This is a genomic window from Kribbibacterium absianum, from assembly GCF_030067705.1.
In the GTDB taxonomy this organism is placed as follows: domain Bacteria; phylum Actinomycetota; class Coriobacteriia; order Coriobacteriales; family Atopobiaceae; genus Kribbibacterium; species Kribbibacterium absianum.
In genome coordinates, this window is sequence record NZ_JASJEX010000004.1 from 47173 (window position 1) to 65675 (window position 18503).

Consider the following 18503-nt stretch of genomic DNA (forward strand, 5'->3'; position numbering starts at 1 on the left):
TTCCGAGCGATGGCCTCCACGATACCGGAAACGGCCCCGGCGCCGATGGCAGGCCGGGGCCGCAGCGGCCACGTGAGACAGTTCTGTCTCTTTGGACTGTCCCACCGGGTCGGATGAGACAGTTCTGTCTCTTTGGACTGTCTCAGCGGGTCAGTCCTGGTCCTTCAGGCTGTCGAGGTCGCCCTGGGGCTCAGCCTCCGTTGCCGTGGAGGGAACCTTGGGCCCGCCGGCCTCGGCGATGTCCGTTAGGCCCGGGAAGCGCTTCTCCCAGTTCTCCTGGAACATGAGCGCCAGCTCGAGCGCGGTGCGGTCGTAGGCACAGCCGTCGACCCACGTGCTCTTGGGGTCGAGGATCCCCGGCTCGACGCCCGGGCACGTGAGCGGCACGTCAAAGTTGAAGAGGTCGTTGTGCACAAAGGTGCTGTCCTCGATCGACCCCTCGAGCACCGCGTCCACGATGGCGCGCGTGGCGCCGAGGTCGATGCGGTGGCCGGTGCCGTAGGGGCCTCCGGTCCAGCCGGTGTTGATCAGGTAGCAGCGCACCCCGTGGCGGCCGATCTTCTCCCCCAGCTTGCGGGCGTACACCTCCGGGCGAAGCGGCATGAACGGCTCGCCGAACATCGACGAGAACGTGGGCTGCGGCTCGACGATGCCCTCCTCGGTGCCCGCCACCTTAGACGTGAAGCCCGTGAGGAACTGGTACTTGGCGCCCTCGGGCGTGAGGCGGGCCACCGGCGGGAGCACGCCGAAGGCGTCCGCGGTGAGGAAGATCACGACATCAGGGATGCCCGCGACGCCCGTGAGCAGCGCGTTCGGAATGAACTCGACCGGATAGCTCACGCGGGTGTTCTCGGTGATGGAGGAGTCCTCGTAGTCCGGCTTGCGGGTCTGCGGGTTGAGCACGACGTTCTCGCAGAGGGCCCCGAAGCGAATCGCGCCGAAGATCTCCGGCTCGCGGACTCGCGTGAGGCCGATCGTCTTGGCGTAGCAGCCGCCCTCGAGGTTGAAGACGCCCTCGCGGCACCAGGCGTGCTCGTCGTCCCCAATCAACTGGCGGCGCGGGTCGGCCGAGAGCGTGGTCTTGCCGGTGCCCGAGAGGCCGAAGAACACGGCCCCGGAGCCAGTGGTGGTGTCCACGTTGGCCGAGCAGTGCATCGTGAGCACGTCGTCCTCGACGGGCAGCAGGTAGTTCATCGCAGAGAAGATGGACTTCTTGATCTCGCCGGAGTAGCCGGTGCCCGCCACGAGGATTACACGCTCGGCGAAGTTGATCACCACCGCCGCCTCCGAGTTCGTGCCGTGCGCCGTCGGGTCGCAGGTGAAGCTCGGGCACGCGAGCACCGTGAAGTCGGGGTCGCCGTAGCGCCAGAGCTCGAAGCGATTGGGGCGAACGAGCATCTGCTTCGCGAAGAGGGCCTGGTGGGCCTCCTCGCAGACCACCATGAACTTGCGGGAGTGCGGCCGGCGCGCGCCGGCGAGGCCGCGGATCACGAACGGGTCCTGCTCGGAGAGCCGCTCGCAAATGCCGCGCTTGATGCGGCGGTAGTGCTCCTCGTCCATCGGCCGGTTCACCGAGCCCCAGGCGATCTTGTCATGCACGTCCGGCGTGTCCACGATGAAACGGTCGTTGGGGCTTCGGCCGGTGCGGTCGCCGGTCTTCACCACGAGCGAGCCGTTGGACGCCAGCTCGCCCTCGTGGCGAATCAGCGCCTCCTCGATCAGCTGCGTCACGGAGAGGTCCCAGTGGACGTCCTCCTCCTGGACGCGGACACCAACAGAGACAAGCCTCTCGTCGAACATGGCTCCTCCTCGAGAAGAAGGCCAACGGCCGGAACGCCCCTGAGAGAGGCTCGGCCGGGCGATGGAAACGTCGGGGCACGGCCTGCGCAGCGCGGCACGTCGGACACGGCGCTCCGCGCGACCCCCGAGCGGCGCCGGAGCGCCGCTGAACCTAGGTAGTATCTTGACCCAACATGAAAGTGGGGCACCAGAACGATGGTGTTAAATCTCTCGACTCGGCGGGGCGGCCTATGCGTCGTCCAGCCGCGACAGCCCCGCACCCATGGCACTCTCCCCTATGAATGGGACGGTCACGCGCCGTCTCGTCAGCTTGGACACCCGAGCCGGGAACGCGCGCGATCCACGGAGCCATCACGATGCTCGACTCTTCATGAACAACGCATTCATCCAATCATCGAACCACCCAACCGTTGATGAGAGGGCAATCCCGTTGTTGTAAAGGGCTTCCGAGAGGCGCTGGATGTGCCTGACTCATTCATTGGAGGTCGCAGTGCTCAAGTAGACGGTCGCGGATCAACCATCCACCGAATCATGACGTGGTGCGGCTGGAGGGCCAGGAGGCACATACTTGATGGCCTAAGAATCTGGCAGCCTTGGATGTGTCGACCACCACCGTCCTGCACTCCCAGAAACGGAGGTACCCCTTGACCCCTGAGCGCGCGCTGGCTCTGAGCTACAGCCCCACGGGCACGTCCGCTGCAGCCGCACGACGGTTGGCCAGCGTCTTTACTCATGACCCGGAGGCCGTGGACACGACGCGGCACCCGGTCGCGCTCGAGCTGGCGCCCCAGGACCTGGTGGTGCTGGGTGCCCCTGTCCACGACGCAGGGCTACCCAGGGAGATGGCCGCCCATCTCTCGGGAATTCGCGGCACGTTCACGCCTGCGGTGCTGGTGGTCACCTATGGGAGCCGGTCTTTTGGGACGGCCCTCCAGGATTTGGACACATGGGCACGGCGCCAGGGTTTCCTCCCCTTTGCTGGCTTCGCACTGGCGGGACCCCACAGTCAGTTGACGGCAGCGCCCTGCGCCGGGCCAGCAACGTTGTCAGACGGACAAGAGGCACGGCTCGGCACGTTCGCCCGCAGCGCGCTGGAGACCCTCGACCGCGCCGAGACGGTCTTTGACCTGCCGGGCTTCGAGCCCCCTCTAGGCCCTGCCCTCCCCGACCACCCGGAAAGGGACGTCAAGACCTCCTGCGACCCGGACCTGTGCATCGGCTGCGGCGCCTGTCCGGCCGCCTGCCCTCGGCAATGCATCCCTGCGGAGGAGCCCTATCTCACGAACTTGCGCCGATGCAACGGTTGTGGCGCCTGCGTGCGCATCTGCCCCGTGGGCGCGCGGGAGCTGGAACCCGAGACGGCGCTCGCGGCGATTCGCGCCTCTCTGGGGCTCGACGGCGCCGCGCGAGGCGAGTAGGCAGGTTCGCAGCGCCTGCCGAATGTGCCGGAAGCGCGCTTTCATCACTCAATTGCGCGATTTCAGAGGATACGGAAGGCTCTGAGCACCTGCCTAATCGGAGGCAGACCCCGGCAACCGCACCACCGAGGCATCGAGAAGGCTCACGTCCTCCTGATCATGGCTCGCAACCAACAGCGGGCGCCCGGCCAGATGTCCGAGCACCGCGCTGGCAGCGGCCGCGTGACTCTCCTCGTCAAGACCGGCGAACGGCTCGTCGAGCAGGACGGCAGAGGTGGGGGCGACAAGCGCTCGGGCCACCTCGACGCGGCGCGCCTGCCCTCCAGAAAGCGTGGCCGCCGGACGGCCCGCGGCGTCCTCCCCTACCAGCGAGCGCACGAGCGCGTCCGCTTGGGGCCACAGGGCGCGCGGCGCGACGAGCCGGAGGTTCTCCTCGGCCGTGAGCCCCTCCACAAGCGACGGGGCCTGCCACACCACCGAGACGAGCTCCGGCACGTCGCGTGAGCCGGCCAAAAGCGGGACCCGGCCGCAGAGGGCGTCCACCAGCGTCGTCTTGCCGGCGCCGGACGCCGCCGAGAGCACGGCGCGCTCCCCCGGCGCCAAGGTCAGGTCGACCCCCTGCCACGTCACATCGCCACCGTGCCCGGCCGACGCGCGGGCGAGACCGACCGAGCCTGGCGCCACGGCTCGTTCCCGCGGCGCCAACCGCACGGCCAAACGACCCGTCGCACGGCCGCTCCAGGCAAGAAGCGCCCGGAAGGTTCTCTCGGCCAGCCACGCGAGCAGCACCACGACGACCGTCCACGCGAACAGGTCCGACGTCTCCAGGAGCAGCTTGGCCTGGTACACGCGCTCGCCGAGAGTGCCGTCCACGAGGCCAATGAGCTCGGCCGCAACGCCGGCCTTCCAGCTCATGCCCACCGCCGAGGCGGCCGTGACCGCGAGTCCGGGCGCCACCCCTGGCCATCCGGCCGCGAGGGCCCGGCGCACCGACCCCACGCCCATGAGCCGCAGAGCGTCGAGGCGCCCGCGGTCGAGGCTGCGGACGGCCCCCCGCATCGACGCATAGAACGCAGGGAAGGCCACGAGGAACACGCAGGCCCAGGTCACGCCGCCGGTGCCGACCCAGAGCAAGAGCACCACGACCACGCACGCGACCGGCACCGTCTTGAGGGCGCTCACGGCGGGCTCAAGCAGCACGTCCACCGCCGGGCGCTGGGCGGCGAGGGCGCCGAGGGCGCATCCCAGCGTGAACGCGACAAGGAACCCGCCCACGATGGCCAGCGTCGAGCACGCGACCACGCGCCAGAACTCGGCGGTCACACAGAGACGCGCGAGCGCGGCGACCGTCTCCACGGGCCCGGGGAGGAGCAGGTCGCTCCCCACGAGCCCCGCCACGGCCTGCCACGCCACGAGCCACAGAAGGGCAGCGGCCGCACGGATGCCCGCACGGCCGCGTCCGCTCGTTGTGTGAGAGCGCTCGGGCGCCACGCTAGTCGAGCCAGTAGAAGTCGTCCTCCGGCATCGAGCCGCCCACCGAGGACGGGTCCATGCCGTGGAGCACCGACAGGTACCCCTCGAGGGCCTCCTCCATCTCGTCGCCGGTGGTGCAGACGATGCCGCACTCGGGGATCGCCTTGGCCACGACGGCCTCGTTGTCGATGATGCCCTTCTCGGCCACGATCTTCGCGGCGGCCGCGGGGTCGGCGTTCACGGCCTCCACGCTCGCCTTGTGGGCCTCGACGAACGTAGTGACGGCGCTCGGGTGCTCGTCCAGGAACTCGCTGCGCACGATGGTCACGCCGGTCACGAGCTGCGACCCCTCGGGCGCGTACCGCGTCCACGCGGTGCCGAGGTTGAACGCGAGCACCGCGCCCTCCACCTTGGACAGCGCGACCGTGGCGTAAGGCTGCGGCAGGAGCGCGCAGGCATCCTCGTGCTGCTGCAGCTGAGCCAGGGCCTCGCTCGGCTCGCTGCCGTACTCGAGGGTCACCTGGTCCGCGAGGCCCGCCTGCCCGAGCAGGTACTCCATCGTGTACTGCGGCGTGGTGCCCTTGCCCGTCATGTAGACGGTCTTCCCGGCCAGGCCGCCGAGGTCGGTCACCGTGCCGGTGCGGTCGATGAGGCACAGGACGGAGAGGGTGTTGAGGTCGATGCACCGGACCTTGCCGTCGGTCTTCGCATAGAGGACCGAGCTCACGTTGGACGGCACGAGGGCGATGTCCACGTCACCGGAGATCACCTTCTGGTTCACCTCGTCGGCGGTGCCGAAGATCGAGAACTCGTAGGGTGTGCCCTCTTGGACCATGAGGTCCGCGAGGCCGATGGAGGTGGGGCCCTTCAGGGACGCGACCCGAACGGTGACGTCCTCCTCGGCGGCGGTCTGCTCGGGCCCCTCCTGGCCCTGCGGCTTGTCCTGTGCCTGGCCCGACTGCCCGCAGGCGGACAGGACGGCGGTCATCGGCACGGCGATGCCAAGGGAGCCGAGCAGCTTGAGAGCGCTCCGGCGGTCGATCATCTGGCTCATGGGCCCTCCTTCATGTCTGCAACTGTCAAAGGAATTCTACGCGACCGGGTCTCGCTCGTCGCCCGGGAACTCGATGCCCTCGCTGAGGCGCAGGGCGTCCATGATGCCCAGGGCGACGAGCGTGTTGTGGTTGGCCTGCTCGGGCCAGTGGTTGGCCTTCACGTGGCCCGTGAAGTCGCGGATCTCGAACTCCATGTTGTTGACCTCGTGGTCGGTCCCGTTGTCCCGATGGCGCGCGGGAAGCTCGGTCACCGTGCCGTCGATGGCCACGATGCGGGCGTCCTCCGGCGAGCTCACGTTCGAGAAGACGAGCGTGGCCTTCTCGCCCTCGATGGTGCACGGGCTCGGGTCGGTCGTGACCTTGGAGTACGCGACGTCGGCGATCATCGAGGGGTAGTCGAAGATCGCGGTGCCGCAGAGGTCGATGAGGTCGTCGTCGCCGGTGACGTCGATCGTGTCCGCGAAGCCGGACAGGTCGTCAGGCTCGCCGAAGAGGAGCACGAGCGCGTTCACCGGGTAGATGCCGAGGTCCATGAGCGCGCCGGTGCCCAGCTTGGGGTCGAAGATGTTGGTGTGCTCGTGCTTGAGGACGAGGTCGTAGCGGCTCGAGTACTTGCCATAGTGGAACGACGCGCGGCGGATCCGCCCGAGCTGGCCGCAGGCCTCGCGGATCTGCAGGTACGCCGGGTCGTGGGCCAGGCGCATGGCTTCCATGGCCACGACCCCGCGCTCCTTGGCGGCCTCCATCACGCGCTCGGCGGCCCCTTGGGACAGGCAGAAGGGCTTCTCGACGAGGACGGACTTGCCGGCGGCGATCATCTCGAGCGCCTGCTCCTCGTGACAGGCGTTGGGGCTCGCGATGTAGACAGCGTCCACGTCCGGGTCCCGGGCAAGGTCGTCCAGCGATGACCAGGACTTCTCGGCACCGTGGGCGTGCGCGTAATCCGCGGCCTTCTGCGCGTCGCGGCTGTAGCAGCCGGCGAGCTCGGCGCCGTCCACCACCTCGAGCGCCTCGAGGAACTGCCCTGTGATCATCGACGTGCCGATCGTGGCGAACCGGACCGCGCCCTGCTTGTCTGTGCCCATGGACCCTCCCTGGAGTCGAACGGAATCGTCAGCCATTGTCGCAGATTCCTACCCAACCCCACGGGGCCCTCCTCTGGCGGGTCCGGGAGGGCCCGTCGTGAACGAAGGGGCCGTCGCGGCCTGGCGCGGCGTCAGGCCGCGACGGACACCTCGGCGTGGAGCGTGAGCGGCCCATCGAGAGCCGCGGGGGCGAGCGAGATCGGCCCCTCGTGCTCGGCGCCCTCCTCTGAGGAACGGCGACCCTCGGCGTCAGGGAACCACGCAAGGGAGTCACAGAGGGAGAGGTCGAGCGAACCGCCATGGTTGCAGAGGTCGTCGGCGGCGTCGACGGCGCGGTTCTGCGCGACGACGCCGCCGGTGATCACGACGCACCCGGTGTTGAGGACGCCACCGCCCGTGACGGCCCGGTTGCCCTCCACCACGCCCGCGACGAGCATCATCTCGCCGCGGTCGTTCGCGATGCCTCCGCCCATCTGGGCCAGGTTCCCGGTGACGTCCGTGCCCGCGAGCTCCGTCTCGCCCTTGGCGTACACGCCGCCGCCGATGCCCTCGCACCCGTTGTCCTCGATGGTGCCGCCCGTGCCCTTTAGGCGCCCGTGGCGGCCGATGTACACGCCGCCGCCCGCGTACTGGGTGCTCATCGCAAAATTGCGGGCGATGGATCCGGAGCTCACGGCCAGGACGCCGTCGCCGTTGTAGATGCCGCCGCCATAGAGCGCCGCATTCTCGAGCACCTCGCCGCCGTCCACGGCAAGCGACCCGGATGCGTACACGCCTCCCCCGATGAACTGGGCCGCGTTGCCCTCGATCGCGCCACCGAGCAGCGACACGAGCGTGCGGCGCGGGTCGTCGCCCACCGCGTACACCCCTCCCCCGCAGTAGGCCGCGTTGTGAGAGATCCGTCCGCCGGTCATAGTGAGGCGCGCCTCGCTGAGGTAGACCCCGCCGCCGTTGACGGCCGCCGTGCCGGTGAGGTTGTTGTCGAGGATGGCGCCGCCCTCCAACGAGAAGTGCGCCCCGTCGCGCACCTGCACGGCCGGGCTCGGCGCCTCGCCCAACCCCACGCACATGTTGTCGCGCACCTCGCCGCCGCGCATCGTGAGACGGGCCCGGGCGCCCTCGACGCGGATCGCCGCGCCGCTGGCGGATGGGTCCTGGGCACGTCCGACGACCCATCCGCTCACTCGCGCGCCCTCCTCCAGGATCAGCTCGCCGGCCGTTTGGAACAGGCTCGCGCAGCCGGTGGCCTCGTCGGGCTCGGCGTCGGGGACGACCGCGGCCACGGCGCCACGGATGCACAGGTGGGATCCCACTGCCCCGCAGGCAAAGGCGGCGCCCGTGAGCGCGGACCGCTGGCCCTCGAGCGTCCACGAGCCGCTGAATGTGACCGACGCGCCGACCGCCACGTCGAACTGCCGGCGCTGGGCCGAGCGGACCACGTGCACGTCGCGGCCCTCCACAATCACCGACGAGCCAAGCGGCACCGTCACGGTGCTCGTCTCGCGCACCGTTCCCTCGAGCACGAGCCACTGGGACCCGCCTTGCTCCACGATCGTGCGGAGCTCGTCCCAGTCCGCGACCACGCGGGGCTCCGTCGGCATCGCGTCCCGGGCGCCGACGCCCCGGTGCCGGGATGCCTCCCTTCTCGGTGCGCGTGCCATCCTGTCCCTCCCTCATTTGATATCTACCCTTGTAGATCTAAGATTCAGCACCCGTTAAGATTACAAGACAAACACTGAATCATATCGAGAGACATCAGTCGGTATACCAGCTACCTCCTACCCCGGACGCTTCGGAGAGAGCGAAATGTCCGCGGTTGGACGCTTCGGTCAAAGCGAAATGTCCACGCTCCAGCCAGGCGCAGCGTGGACAAACGGCTCTCTCCCGAGCGTCCGGGCGCGGTATCGCCTGCCACCCGTGGTCGGAACCCGACGGGCGCGGACTCATCGCCGGCGCCGGGCACACCCGTCAAAGCGAAATGTCCACGCTCCAGCCGATCGGAGCGTGGACAAATGGCTCTCTCCCAAGCGTCCAGACGTGGACAAATGGCTCTCTCCCAAGCGTCCGGAGGCGTTAGTCGCAGTTGGCGAATTGAGCGTTATAGAGTTCCGCGTAGAAGCCGTTCCTCTCGAGCAGCTCCCCGTGCGTGCCCTTCTCGACCACGTTGCCGTCGCGCATCACGAGGATCAGGTCCGCGTTGCGGATCGTGCTCAAGCGGTGCGCCACCACGAAGCTCGTGCGCCCCTCCATCAGCCGGTCCATCGCCTCCTGGATCAACACCTCGGTACGGGTGTCCACATTGCTCGTCGCCTCGTCCAGGATCAGCACCGGGCGGTCGGCCAGCACGGCGCGGGCGATTGTCAGCAGCTGCCGCTGGCCTTGGCTCACGTTGCTCGCCTCCTCGTTGATCCGGAAGTCGTAGCCGCCGGCCAGCGTGTGGATGAAGTGGTCGCACCGCGCGATCCTCGCGGCCTCCTCCACCTCCTCGTCGGTGGCGTCGAGGCGCCCGTAGCGGATGTTCTCGCGAATCGTGCCCTCGAAGAGCCACGTGTCCTGCAGCACCATCCCGAACTGCCCACGCAGCTCGCCCCGCTCGTAGTCGCGCACGTCCTCGCCGTCCACGAGCACGCGCCCGGAGCCCACGTCATAGAAGCGCATCATGAGCTTCATCAGCGTGGTCTTGCCGGCGCCAGTGGGCCCCACGATGGCGACCGTCTGGCCCGGCCTCACGTCGCACGAGAAGTCATGAATCACGGTCTGGCCGGGCAGGTAGCCAAAGTCGACGTCCTCGAACCGAACCGCGCCCGGACGCGCCCCGGGCGTCTCGGGACGTGCGGGCTCCGACTCGCTCGGCGCGCCCAGGAACTCGAAGATGCGCTCGGCCGCCGCGGCCATGGCCTGGAGCTGTGCGGAGACGTTGGCCAGCTGGGTGATCGGCGACGTGAAGTTCTGCACGTACTGCATGAACGCCTGGATGTCGCCGATGGTGATCGACCCGCCCGCCGCGAGCCCGGCGCCCACGATGACCACGGCCGCGTAGCCCATGTTGGACACGAAGTTCATGAGCGGCTGCATGATGCCGCCATAGAACTGGCTCTTCCAAGCACTGTCGTACAGGTCGTCGTTGGCGCGGTCGAACTCCGTCGCGCTCTGCTCGCCGCGATCGAAGACCTGGATCACGGACTGGCCGCCGAAGTCCTCCTCGACGATGCCGTTGACCACGCCCAACTCGTTCTGCTGGGCCAAGAAGTAGCGCTGGGAGAAGCGCACGACGACGAGCACGATCACGAGGGCCACCGGCAGCGTGAGCAGCGTCACGCCGGCCAGGACCGGGCTGATGGCGAACATCATGACCGTGACGCCGATGACCTGGGTGACGCACGTGATCACCTGCGTGATGGCCTGGTTCAGCGACTGGCCGAGCGTGTCGACGTCGTTCGTGATGCGGGAGAGCACGTCGCCCTTGGAGTGGGTCTCGAAGTAGCCCATCGGCACCTCGGCGATCTTGGCCGCGATGTCGGCCCGCAGGCGGAAGGTGATCCTCTGGGTCACCCCGGTCATGATGAGCCCTTGCACGAACTGCGCGCCGCAGCTGCACACGTACAGGCCGACGAGCACGAGCAGCACGCGGGCGATGCCGTCGAAGTCGATGCCGCCCGTCCCCTGCACCATGTTCACGAGGCCGTCGAAGAGGAGCGTCGTGGCCTGGCCGAGGATGTCCGGGCCGAGCACGCTGAGCACGACGGACACGATGGCGAACGCGAGCGAGAAGCAGATGCCCACAAGGTGCGGCCTGACGTAGCCAAGCAGCGCGGCCATCGTGCCCTTGAAGTCCTTTGCCTTTTCTGTCGTGCGGCGACGGCCGCCAGGTCCCATCGGCGGCATCAGCGCTCGCCTCCCTTCGTGCGAGAACCGTTCGCAGCGAAGCCGTCCTCCAAGAGGGCCACCTCGCTGTCAATGGCCTCGTCCAGCTTCCGCGCAGGCCTGCCGAGCATACGGTCCACGTCCTCCTCCGTGAGGCCCAGCTCCTGCGCCGAGAGCTGCGACGTCGCGATCTCCAGGTACGTCGGGCAGGAGCGCAACAGCTCCTCGTGGGTGCCCTGGCCGGCCACGTGGCCCTGGTCGAGCACGAGGATCTCGTCGGCGTCCATGATCGTGGCAACGCGCTGGGCCACCACGACCACCGCGCACTCGGGGTAGTCGTGCTTGAGGGCCGCGCGCAGGGCCGCGTCCGTCTTGTAGTCGAGCGCCGAGAACGAGTCGTCGAAGACGAGCACCTCGGGGTCCTTGGCCAGGGCGCGCGCGATGGACAGGCGCTGGCGCTGGCCACCGGACACGTTGGACCCCTTTTGCGCGATGGCGCCCTGGTAGCCGCCGTCCTTCTCGGCGATGAAGTCCGCCGCCTGCGCGGCGCCGGCGGCCTTCTCCATGGCCTGGTCCGAGATGTTAGCGCTCGCGAACTTGATGTTCTCCTCGACGGTCCCCGAGAAGAGCAGCCCCTGCTGCGGCACGTAGCCCACGCGGCTGCGGAGGTCCTGGAGCGCCATGTCCTTCACGTTGACGCCGTCGAGCGTGACGGCGCCCTTTGTGGCGTCGTAGAGCCGAGGGATCAGCTGCACGAGCGTCGACTTGCCGGAGCCGGTCGAGCCGATGATGGCGACGCGCTTGCCGGGCGTGGTCGTGAAGGAGACGCCCTCCACCACGGGGTCGGTCGCGTCCGGGTAGGTGAACGTGACGTCGTCGAACGCCAGCTCGCCGTGAACGCCGGGCGCGGGCGTCTTGGGGTCCTCGGGGTCGGTGATGGAGACCTTGCAGTCGAGGACGTCGGAAATGCGCTCGGCGGACACCATCGCGCGCGGCAGCATCACGGAGACCATGGCAAGGATCATGAAGGCCATCACGATCTGCATCGTGTAGGTGATGAACGCCATCATCGTGCCCACCTGCAGGTTGCCGTTCTCGATTCCGCTCGCGCCGAACCACACGATCGAGGCGACGATCAGGTTCATCACCAGGGTGATAGCCGGCATCGCGAAGGACATCGCGCGGTTCACGAAAAGCTGCGTGTCCATGAGCTCGGTGTTGGCCTGTTTGAAGCGTCCCTTCTCGTAGTCCTCGCGGCCGAAGGCGCGGATCGGCATGATGCCGTCGAGCATCTCACGGGCGACGAGGTTCACACGGTCCACGAGCGACTGCATCCTCTGGAACTTGGGCAGCGTGAAGCCGAGCAGGAGCCCCATGACGGCGCAGATCACGAGGATCGCCACACCGATGATCCACTCGAGGCCCGTGTGTGTGGCCGTCACGCGGAGGAACGCGACGATGCCCATGATCGGCGCGAGCATCACCATGCGCATCGACATCACGCAGATCTGCTGCACCTGCGTGACGTCGTTGGTGCACCGCGTGATCAGCGACGCCTGGCTGAACTGGTTGACCTCGGCGGGCGACAGCCGCATGACCTTCTTGAACAGCCGCGAGCGGGTGTCCCTCGCGATGGCCGCGGCGGCGCGGCTGGCGACCAGGCCGTCGACGACGGTGGTGACGAGCGTGCCCGCGCAGATCAGGAACATGATGAACGCGATGTGGTTGAGGTAGTCGGAGCGCACCTGGTCGAGGTCGATGCCCTGGGCCTCGTACTCCTGCTTCACATAGTCCACGGCGCGCTGGTCGATGATCGTGCCGCCGGTTGAGCCCATGGCGTCGGCCATGTTGTCGGCGGACTCCACGAGTTGGTCGCGCGTCACGAGGCCGGAGTCATAGAGGGCGCGGACGGTGTCGAGGGTGATCTTGCCGTCCTTTTGGGCCTTTTGCATGGCCTCCATGGCAGCCAGCTGCTTGGGGCCCGCTTGGGCCACTGCGGCAGCCTGGGGGTTCGCTGCCTGCGCGGCACCTGCGGCCGGGGCAGCCTGAGCGCCGGACCCGAGCAGGTCCGTGTCCATCTGGTCCGTGGAGATGCCCTGCTCAAGGGCCAGAACCACGCATTCCGGCAACCCGAGCGCAGAGCCCACAGCGCCGTCGCTCGCGGCCTCCTCGTCCGTGCCGGTGTAGGTGCGGATGCCCTCAGCGTCCGGTGCGGAGTAGGCCGCGTCTACGGTCTTCCAGTCATTGTCGCTCATGAACATGGAAAGGTCGTCCAGCGCGTCGGCGCTGACGGTCTCGGGCGTGGGGCTCTCGATGCCGCCCTGTTGGAGACCGACGTCGACGATGTCGCTCATGTAGGTGGGCAGCGACAGCGTGAGGTTCGCCTGGACGATCAACAACGTGACGCAGACGACCCACGCAAAGACGTGCCCCTGGTAAAAGCGAAGCAGCTTCACTGATGATCCTCCTCGGATTGCTGAGACGCAAGCGCTTCCGCAGTGGAAGCGCCATGACGCTGCTCAATCACGTCGAGCATGCGGTCGAGGATGCGCACGAGCTCCCGGGAGTCCTCTTCGCCCAGGTCCCACAGGAAGTCCGCAACGACGCCACGGACGAAGTCCATCTTGTCCTCGGCGAACTCGCGTCCGGTGGCGGTGAGGGCGATGGTCACTTTGCGGCGGTCCTTGTGGCGGTGGCTGCGCTCGATGACGCCCTTCTCTTCGAGGGCCGTGCAGATGTTTGATACGCGCGCGCCGGACAGGCCGGTGGCTTCGCGAAGCTCGGTGGCAGTTGCCTCACCGCCGCTTGCGACGAGGTGGCTCAGGACGGCCATGGACCCGCGCAGGTTGTCCTGCAGTTGGCGGCGCTCGCGCGAGCTCAGGCCCGGTCGGTCATCGACGGGCAACAAGGGCACCTCGTCCGGGACGGGTCGCGGGGCACCGCCCACGGCCAGGCGGCTCATGACCGAGGCGAGCCGGTCCGCCAGTGAGTAGTACAGCTCCGGGACGTCCTCGCGAATCCTGTGATGGCAGCGCGCGTCGTCATCCATGTGCATCGCTCCTCGAACTTGGTTCTATCCGAACTTTTTTGATCAGCACCCATCCTACCCCTAAACCAAGGGACGAGTCGTGAATCGTTCGGGTGTAACCCAGTTCGCGCACAACCTAACCGTTGGACGCTTCGGAGAGAACGAAATGTCCACGGTTGGACGCTTCGGTCAAAGCGATTTGTCCACGCTCCAGCCGATCGGAGCGTGGACAAACGGCTCTCTCCGAAGCGTCCAGGTGCGGACAAACGGCTCTCTCCCAAGCGTCCAGGGGTGCGATAACGATGCCGAAAGCCAAAACAAAACCCCTCCATCGGAGGGGTTCGCATGAGAGTCAAATGGTGGACCGTCAGGGGTTCGAACCCTGGACCTTGGGATTAAGAGTCCCCTGCTCTACCAGCTGAGCTAACGGTCCGTGCTATGTGCGCACAAGCAGAATGGGGTGGGCGAAGGGGCTCGAACCCTCGACCTACGGAGCCACAGTCCGTCGCTCTGCCAACTGAGCTACGCCCACCATCTCCCACCGATGCGGTGCGAGGGATATTGTGCGACAACGCCCTCGGGGTTTGCAAGCACGAATTCCGACTTTTTCAAGAAGCTGCCTTTCAGGTGCCCGCCTAGCCCGGAAGCGACCCTCTCGTCTGTCAGCACGCACCACCGGGAGCCATACGATGCCACCGTGCGCCGGCCCTCCCCGCTTGGTCTACACTCGTTGCTGCACAAGCGCCTGTAGCTCAGGGGACAGAGCACCGGTCTTCTAAACCGCTGGTCGCGCGTTCGAATCGCGCCAGGCGCACCACAGATACGAGAGGCCAGGTGGCGGAGGTGCCACTTGGCCTTCTTCGTACGCACGGCTCAGCCACGCCCGGCACATCGCCCCGCTGCGACATTTGCGGAGAAACGTTTCCGCGCAAACCATTGCGGAGAACCGGTTCCCCGCAACGACAAACGCCAGGTCGGCATGGCTGGGAGGCCACTTCTCGCCCCGTTTCCCCGCAAAGACCCGCCACATTTTGCGGGCAAACGTTTCCCCACATCCCCCGTTTGCGGGCAAACGTCTCCGCGCATCCCCACGGCCACGAGTCCGGTCCGGCGCCGACCCGCCAACAAAAAGGCGGCCGCACCATGCGACCGCCCATGCACTCCTGCCGCACCCTCGCCTGCTACAGCAGCAGCTCCGCGATCTGGACCGCGTTCGTGGCGGCGCCCTTGCGAATCTGGTCGCCGCAGCACCAGAACGTGAGGCCATTCGTCCCCTCGGGTGCGGAGATGTCCTCACGGATGCGCCCCACATACACGAGGTCCTGCTCGGAGGTGTCGAGCGGCATCGGGTACTCTCGGCAGCTCGGGTCGTCCACCACGCGAACGCCCGGAGCGGCGGCCAAGACAACACGGGCCTCGTCCGGCGTCAACGGGCTGTCGAGCTCCACCGTGATGGACTCGCTGTGGGAACGCGCCACCGGCACGCGGACGCACGTGCAGTTCACGGCAAGGCCGTCGTTGTGGAGGATCTTGCGGCCCTCGTTCTGCATCTTCATCTCTTCGGAGGTGTAGCCCGCCGCGTCGAACCCGCCGATCTGCGGGATCAGGTTGTATGCGAGCTGGTACGGGAACACGCGCGGCGCGGGCACTTTGCGGCCCTCGACGATGGCAGCGTTCTCGGTCTCGAGCTGCTCGATGCCAGGCATGCCAGCGCCGCTCGCGGCCTGATAGGTGGAGCACACCACGCGATTGAGGCCGGCGGCGCGGTCGAGCGGCGCGAGGCACACGAGCGCGATGATGGTGGAGCAGTTGGGGTTCGCGATGATGCCCGTGTTCCACGCTACGTCCTCAGGGTTCACCTCGGGCACCACGAGTGGCACCTCGGGGTCGAGACGGTACGCGCTCGAGTTGTCGACCACCACGGCGCCGGCTTTGACGGCGTGCGGCAGCAAGCGCTCGGCGACGTCGTTCTCGGCCGCACCGAGCACCAGGTCGATGCCCTCGAAGCTCTCGGGCGTCGCCTCCTGGATCGTGATCATGCGGCCGTTCCAGCACATCTGCTGTCCGGCGGAGCGCGCGGACGCCAACAGGCGCAGCTCCCCGAGCGGGAAATGCCGCTCCTGCAGGCACTGCATCATCTGGCGCCCCACCGCGCCGGTCGCGCCGAGAATCGCAACGTTCGGGCCCTGGGGCCCGCGGTCTGCCAGCCCCACGGTCACTCCCCTTCCTCGATCACGAACGCGTCGTAGATGGCCCCCACGGTGCGCTCGAAGTCGTCGTTGTCGACCCCGATGATGATGGTGATCTCCTGGGAGCTCTGAGAGATCATGCGCACGTTAATACCGGCGTTACCCAGCGTCCCCAGCAGCTTACCTGCGGTTCCGGGACGGCGGCTCATGTTGCGGCCCACCACCGAGACGAGCGCGAGACGGTCGATCACCTTGACCTCGTCCGGGTGCACCTCGCGCTGGATGTCCGCGACGATGGAGTAGATGGAGTCCTTCACGTCCGCGCCGTTGACCACGATCGAGAACGAGTCCACGCCTGTGGGAACGTGTTCCACCGAGACGTGGTAGCGCTCGAAGATGGACAGCACCTGGCGCAGGAAGCCCACCGCGTTGGACATGTGCGTCTTGCCCACATAGATGGACATGAAGTCCTTCTTGCCGGCGATGCCCGTGATGATCGGGTCGTTGGCGTGGGGCTCGACGCGCTCGCGGATGATGGTCCCCGTGGCGTCCGGCTGGTTGGTGTTGAGGATCGCGATCGGGATGTTGGCCTCGCGCACCGGGAAGATGGCCTCCTCGTGGAGCACGTTGGCGCCCATGTAGGAGAGCTCGCGCATCTCGTCGAAGGTGATGCGCTCGATGGTGAGCGGGTCGTCGACGATGCGCGGGTCCGCGGTGAGGAAGCCGCACACGTCCGTCCAGTTCTCGTAGAGGTCCGCCGAGAGGGCGTTCGCGAGGATGGAGCCCGTGATGTCGCCACCGCCTCGGTCCAAGAGTTTGATGTCGCCGTCCACGGTGGCCCCGTAGAAGCCGGGCATCACGAAACTGCCCACGCGCACCACGACGTCCCGGACCCGCGCGGCGGTCCTCTCCAGGTCGAGCGAGCCGTCGTGGTGGAAGATGATGGCGTCCGCCGCGTCCACAAAGGGCAGCCCGAGGTACTCGGCCATGAGGTGCGCGGTGAACCACTCGCCGCGGGAGATGACGTACTCCGGCGAGTCGGTCTTGAGGTGGCCGCGCAGCTCGTCGAACTTCTCCTCCACCGGGAACGTGAGGCCGAGCTGCCGCTGGATGTCGAGGAAGCGTCCCTCGATGTCGTCCATCAGACCCGAATAGTCCACGTGATAGTCCTTGTGGGCGTTCACGAGGTACAGCAGGTCGGTGACCTTGTTGTCGCCCGAGAAGCGCTTGCCCGCCGCCGACACGACGACGAACCGGCGGCTCGGGTCCCCCTCGATGATGGATTTGACCTTCGCGAACTGGTCGGCGGAGGCGACGGAGCTGCCGCCGAACTTGGTGATCTTGATCAAGGGAAGCTCCTTTGCGGGGCTCGGGGTGGGACGAGAGGGACGGGCACGCCTCGGCCGGCTACGCCGTCGTGCCAAGCGCGGCCATAAGGGCGGCGGGATCGGCCGCCAGCAGAGCGTCGGCCGCAGCACCGGCCGCCTCGCAGTCCGCGTCGTGCAAAAGCCAGTACGTCTGACCGTCCGGGCCCTCGCCCATGGGCTGCGCGCCCGGGACCTCGACGGAGGAGCGGAACACGTAGTCGCCGGCTAGGAGCGCGGGGTCCCACTGAAGCGTGGTCTCGGTGGCGTAGGCTGGGCGCTCGCCCCCTGCGCAGTCGAGAAGGTCCTGCACGATGGCGTTGCCGGTGGGCAGCGAGCCGGCCCCTTGGCCGTAGAACTTGAGCGTGCCCACGGTGTCGCCCACCAAGGTGGCGAGGTTGTAGTTCGCAGGGACGTTGGCCTCGACGGAGCCCACCGGCAGCAGCACCGGCTCGACGCAGGCCGCATACGCGCCGTCCCGCTGAATCGCCCGGGCCATGAGCCGCGGGGCGCGCCCCAACGAGCTTCGGAAGAACGCGATGTCCGCCGCCGTGAGGTTGCGGATGCCGTGCACCGGGATGTCGCGGCGGCACAGGCTGCCAAAGGCCACCGTGGCGCTGATCACGCACTTGTTCGCGGTGTCGATGCCGTCGATGTCGGCGGAGGGGTCGCGCTCGGCATAGCCGAGGGACTGCGCCTCCGCGAGCGCCGTGTCGAACTCCGTGCCGAGCGTCTCCATCGAGTGGATCAGATAGTTGGAGGTGCCGTTGAGGATGCCGTAGACCTCGGAGAGCGCGTCGATGCGGCGCGCCTTCACAATGGAGGCGATCCAGGGCACGCCGCCGCCAGAGGTGGCCTCGATGAAGAGCCCCGCGCCGCTGGCCTCGGCGGCCGCGGCGAACTCGGGCAGGAACGCCGCCACCACGGCCTTGTTGGAGGTGACCACGGACTTCCCGGCGTTGAGGCACTGCAGAATGAAGGTGTGGGCCGGCTCCAGGCCGCCCATGGCCTCAACCACGGCCTCGACGGTGTCGTCGTTCACGATGTCGCCGATGTCCGAGGTCTGGCGAGGGTCGTCAATCTCGCCCGGGAGGGTCAGGATGCGCACCAGCTCCAGCGAGGGGACCTTCTCGTCCACGATCTTGGCCACGCCGCCACCGACGACGCCGCAGCCGAGCAACGCGAACCTCATGGTTAAATCCAATCTCTCGAAAGGGAGGGAACAGC

At 67.7% G+C, this 18503-nt stretch carries 12 protein-coding genes and 3 tRNA genes; 2 read left to right on the forward strand and 13 right to left on the reverse strand.

The window, feature by feature from the left end:
- Positions 1-150: 150 nt before the first annotated feature.
- Entirely contained in the window at positions 151-1800 is a 1650-nt protein-coding gene (pckA, locus tag QJ043_RS08125) for a phosphoenolpyruvate carboxykinase (ATP) (protein WP_283713193.1), read from the reverse strand.
- Positions 1801-2444: 644 nt separating this feature from the next.
- Between pckA and QJ043_RS08130 the strand changes: the two genes are divergently transcribed.
- Positions 2445-3218: a 4Fe-4S dicluster domain-containing protein gene (locus QJ043_RS08130; protein WP_283713194.1), complete on the forward strand. Its 774-nt coding sequence runs from the start codon at positions 2445-2447 to the stop codon at positions 3216-3218.
- A gap of 93 nt (positions 3219-3311) precedes the next feature.
- On the opposite strand, the gene QJ043_RS08135 is transcribed toward QJ043_RS08130, so the two are convergent.
- The 9 genes from QJ043_RS08135 to QJ043_RS08175 form a co-directional block, all read right to left on the reverse strand.
- Positions 3312-4709 carry an ATP-binding cassette domain-containing protein gene (locus tag QJ043_RS08135; protein ID WP_283713195.1) on the reverse strand — a complete coding sequence of 466 codons (1398 nt, stop codon included), beginning with the start codon at positions 4707-4709 and terminating at the stop codon, positions 3312-3314.
- Position 4710: 1 nt separating this feature from the next.
- Complete coding sequence (locus QJ043_RS08140) at positions 4711-5745, reverse strand: ABC transporter substrate-binding protein (protein ID WP_283713196.1); 1035 nt, start codon at positions 5743-5745, stop codon at positions 4711-4713.
- A gap of 36 nt (positions 5746-5781) precedes the next feature.
- Complete coding sequence (locus QJ043_RS08145; RefSeq protein WP_283713197.1) at positions 5782-6831, reverse strand: Gfo/Idh/MocA family protein; 1050 nt, start codon at positions 6829-6831, stop codon at positions 5782-5784.
- A 131-nt stretch (positions 6832-6962) separates the two neighbouring features.
- Positions 6963-8492 (reverse strand): hypothetical protein, encoded by a 1530-nt coding sequence (locus QJ043_RS08150; RefSeq protein WP_283713198.1) that lies wholly within the window; start codon positions 8490-8492, stop codon positions 6963-6965.
- Positions 8493-8904: 412 nt separating this feature from the next.
- Positions 8905-10707: an ABC transporter ATP-binding protein gene (locus QJ043_RS08155; RefSeq protein ID WP_283722795.1), complete on the reverse strand. Its 1803-nt coding sequence runs from the start codon at positions 10705-10707 to the stop codon at positions 8905-8907.
- Positions 10708-10715: 8 nt separating this feature from the next.
- Positions 10716-13151 (reverse strand): ABC transporter ATP-binding protein, encoded by a 2436-nt coding sequence (locus QJ043_RS08160; RefSeq protein WP_283713200.1) that lies wholly within the window; start codon positions 13149-13151, stop codon positions 10716-10718.
- Positions 13148-13744 (reverse strand): MarR family winged helix-turn-helix transcriptional regulator, encoded by a 597-nt coding sequence (locus QJ043_RS08165; RefSeq protein ID WP_283713201.1) that lies wholly within the window; start codon positions 13742-13744, stop codon positions 13148-13150. Before QJ043_RS08165 ends, QJ043_RS08160 begins: the two co-directional genes overlap by 4 nt.
- A 336-nt stretch (positions 13745-14080) precedes the next feature.
- A tRNA-Lys gene (locus QJ043_RS08170) sits at positions 14081-14156 on the reverse strand.
- A gap of 23 nt (positions 14157-14179) precedes the next feature.
- Positions 14180-14255: transfer RNA gene (locus QJ043_RS08175), tRNA-His, on the reverse strand.
- Positions 14256-14464: 209 nt separating this feature from the next.
- On the opposite strand from QJ043_RS08175, the gene QJ043_RS08180 reads away from it, so the two are divergent.
- Positions 14465-14540: transfer RNA gene (locus QJ043_RS08180), tRNA-Arg, on the forward strand.
- 364 nt (positions 14541-14904) lie between these two features.
- Here the strand turns inward: QJ043_RS08180 and QJ043_RS08185 are convergent.
- Genes QJ043_RS08185 through QJ043_RS08195 form a run of 3 tightly spaced genes read right to left on the reverse strand, consistent with a single transcriptional unit; the run spans position 14905 to position 18468 of the window.
- Positions 14905-15936: an aspartate-semialdehyde dehydrogenase gene (locus QJ043_RS08185; RefSeq protein ID WP_283713202.1), complete on the reverse strand. Its 1032-nt coding sequence runs from the start codon at positions 15934-15936 to the stop codon at positions 14905-14907.
- Between the two features lie 2 nt (positions 15937-15938).
- Positions 15939-17261, reverse strand: a complete 1323-nt coding sequence (locus tag QJ043_RS08190) for an aspartate kinase (protein WP_283713203.1) — start codon at positions 17259-17261, stop codon at positions 15939-15941.
- A 58-nt stretch (positions 17262-17319) separates the two neighbouring features.
- Positions 17320-18468 carry a homoserine dehydrogenase gene (locus tag QJ043_RS08195; protein WP_283713205.1) on the reverse strand — a complete coding sequence of 383 codons (1149 nt, stop codon included), beginning with the start codon at positions 18466-18468 and terminating at the stop codon, positions 17320-17322.
- Positions 18469-18503 lie beyond the last annotated feature (35 nt).

What these genes read in the sequence shown, in the direction of transcription:
- pckA (WP_283713193.1), bottom strand. Translation starts at nt 1,800, where the DNA reads ATGTTCGACGAGAGGCTTGTCTCTGTTGGTGTCCGCGTCCAGGAGGAG.
- QJ043_RS08140 (WP_283713196.1), bottom strand. Translation starts at nt 5,745, where the DNA reads ATGAGCCAGATGATCGACCGCCGGAGCGCTCTCAAGCTGCTCGGCTCC.
- QJ043_RS08145 (WP_283713197.1), bottom strand. Translation starts at nt 6,831, where the DNA reads ATGGGCACAGACAAGCAGGGCGCGGTCCGGTTCGCCACGATCGGCACG.
- QJ043_RS08150 (WP_283713198.1), bottom strand. Translation starts at nt 8,492, where the DNA reads ATGGCACGCGCACCGAGAAGGGAGGCATCCCGGCACCGGGGCGTCGGC.
- QJ043_RS08155 (WP_283722795.1), bottom strand. Translation starts at nt 10,707, where the DNA reads ATGGGACCTGGCGGCCGTCGCCGCACGACAGAAAAGGCAAAGGACTTC.
- QJ043_RS08165 (WP_283713201.1), bottom strand. Translation starts at nt 13,744, where the DNA reads ATGGATGACGACGCGCGCTGCCATCACAGGATTCGCGAGGACGTCCCG.
- QJ043_RS08195 (WP_283713205.1), bottom strand. Translation starts at nt 18,468, where the DNA reads ATGAGGTTCGCGTTGCTCGGCTGCGGCGTCGTCGGTGGCGGCGTGGCC.